General features: G+C 60.3%; 2 protein-coding genes. Both read left to right on the top strand.

Features of this window, described 5'->3' with window-relative positions:
* Positions 1-987: esterase/lipase family protein (locus ACH2EH_RS27120; protein WP_395146638.1), on the top strand; the 987-nt coding region annotated here is incomplete at its 5' end.
* Positions 988-1,041: 54 nt separating this feature from the next.
* The coding region (locus ACH2EH_RS27115; protein WP_395146636.1) for a putative bifunctional diguanylate cyclase/phosphodiesterase at positions 1,042-2,516 on the top strand (1,475 nt) is incomplete at its 3' end.

The raw sequence follows: 2,516 nt of genomic DNA, 5'->3' as shown, positions 1-2,516 counted from the left end.
CAGAGCGAGGACACTCTCACTGTCTTTGAGCCACCGGATCGCTTCCTCGCCGACGGCACACCACTCTGGGAACCAACTCGCGGGAAAAAAGGCCCGGTGGTGCTGGTGTTGATGGGATTCGACGCGTCCAATGCATTCACCGCCACACAGATGATGCAGCTCATGGCTCCCGCAACCGACCTGATCCGCGCCGCCGGGGGCAGTGTCGCCATCGTGCGCTTCCCAGACTCACAGCTCCTCCCCGAGACACTGGCACCACGGGCACAGCAGGCGATTCGCACTCTCGCAGCCGACATGCGGGAGCGTGTCGCCGTGGTGGGAATCAGCACGGGGGGGCTCACGGCCCGAATCGCCCTCACGGATCGCTCGCTACCCGTGCGTACTCTGGTCACCTACGACACTCCCCACCGAGGCGCGAACCTCAATCCGCAGCTCCAGGCTTTAATCCGTCGTTATGCCGGTCCCGGTATGCAGCGCCCCTTAGACAGCCCGATTACCCGAGCGATCCTACAGGACTACGCCACCGAGGTGCGCTGGAAAAAACGCGGACTGGCAGACTGGCCCGAGCAGGTCACCACCCGCCCCTGGCAACCGCTCTCGCTCCCCGACTGGCCCCGCTGGTGCCGGACAGTGGCGCTGAGCAATGGCCCCCGCCGTGGAGACAACCACTCCCAGACACTTCTGAGGCTCTGGCAGCCCTTCCGCCAAGAGCGCGTGCTCGCTCGCCGGGCGGATCAGCAGCCGGGTTCTCTGCTCTCTGGTCTGGCAGGTTTTTCCACAGCACTTCCCCTAGGAATCGCGGGTGCGGAGATCCGAGAGCTTCCCACTTTTATCCCCACGGAATCCGCCCTCGATGCTCCCGCGGATACACCACCCCCCGTAGATGCTTTCTTCTGTGTTCCCGATGGCGCAACGCCGCTCCTCCACGACCAGCTCAGCGAAGAGGCTGCTCGCTTCTTGTTTTACCAAATTTTACATTCAATCTAATTTTCCATTCCGTTCAGTCTAAGTGCTTGTGTCAAAAAAACCATAATCTTAAGGATGACTCCTGAAACCTCGGAATGGATGCTCTGGCTAGGTGCAGCCGCACAAAAAAGCCCCGATCTCTCATGCCTGCTCGACACACAGGGTCGGCTGGTCTATCTCAATCCGACGGCGGAGCGTTTTTTGCTTGACCCTCATCTTACCCAGATGAGCTGGTTCTCGTCCCAGGAGGAGCTGACTCCTCGGGAGCCCAACCACTGCCCTAAGATTCTCAGCCATTTAGATGCCCTCAAGGAAGCGGCAGCGAATCAAGGCTGGCAAGGCTTTATCAAGATCCGGAGTGCGCAGGGGCAAGAAAGCCACGAGACTTGTTTAGCAGCCACGCTCGTCCCTCTGGCGGATACCTCCGGTGAGATCACACGCTACCATCTCAGTGCCCATGAAGTGACCGCTCTCGTGGAAAGTACAGGAGTCCATATCACGGACACCCGTTTTGCCCTGATGATGGAGCTCATGGATGATATCGTCAGCCTCCACGACGCCAACTTCTTCACTCTCTACGCAACTCCGGCTCTCACACGCATCATGGGACTGTCGGCACGACAAACAACGGGGAAGTCGGTGTTTCGCTGGATGCACAGTGAGGACAAACCCCGCGTCATGCAGGCGCTGCGACGGCTGCGGCGCACTGGTGAGGCAACCGTTCGGTGGCGATATGTCTCGCGGCAGGGTGCGTGCCAGTGGCTGGAAACACGGGTACGCACTCTGGAGGAGAGCTGGGCACCAACACGCTACCTCTGCTCCACCCGCGATATCGGCCCCCAGATCGTTAATGAGGAGCGGGTTCTCTGGCGTGCGCGCCACGATGCTCTGACGGAGCTTCCCAACCGGAGCTACTTCATGGAGCAGATCAAGAGGGCATCAGCCACACTGCCTCCCGAGCACCTACTAGCGATTCTCTTTCTCGACCTAGACGGCTTCAAGCGCATCAACGACTCCCTCGGTCATGAGACGGGCGATACCCTGCTGCGTATCGTCGCTCAGCGCCTTCAAGACACTCTACGCCTGCATGATGTGATCGGGCGCATGGGCGGCGATGAGTTCACGATCCTGCTCAACCCGATCCACTCCGCCGATGAAACCGAGATTCTCGTACGACGTCTGCTTGCCGCAGTCGCTCGCCCCGTCATGGTAGGCGGCCAGGAGCTGTTCGTCTCCGCCAGTATCGGAGTTAGCCTCTACCCCGACGATGGCACGGATGGCGAGACCCTGGTGCGTCATGCCGATGTCGCGATGTATCAGGCCAAGCAAACAGGCAATAGCTTCCGCTACTTTGACCACTCCATGCATGACGCCACCCAGGAGCGCCTGCGCCAGGAGCGCTGCCTGCGCCGGGCACTGGAGCTGGGTGAGTTTGAGATGCACTACCAGCCGCAGATGAACCCTCGTACCGGGGAAGTCAATAGCCTGGAAGCCCTCCTACGCTGGAAACGCCCTATGGAAGAAGCCCCGATCAGCCCAGCTCGCTTTAT

Origin of the sequence: Armatimonas sp. (assembly GCF_043760365.1) — a bacterium.
Lineage (GTDB): Bacteria > Armatimonadota > Armatimonadia > Armatimonadales > Armatimonadaceae > Armatimonas.
Note: the sequence above shows the minus strand (reverse complement) of the source record. Positions and strands in the feature narration are given on the sequence as shown.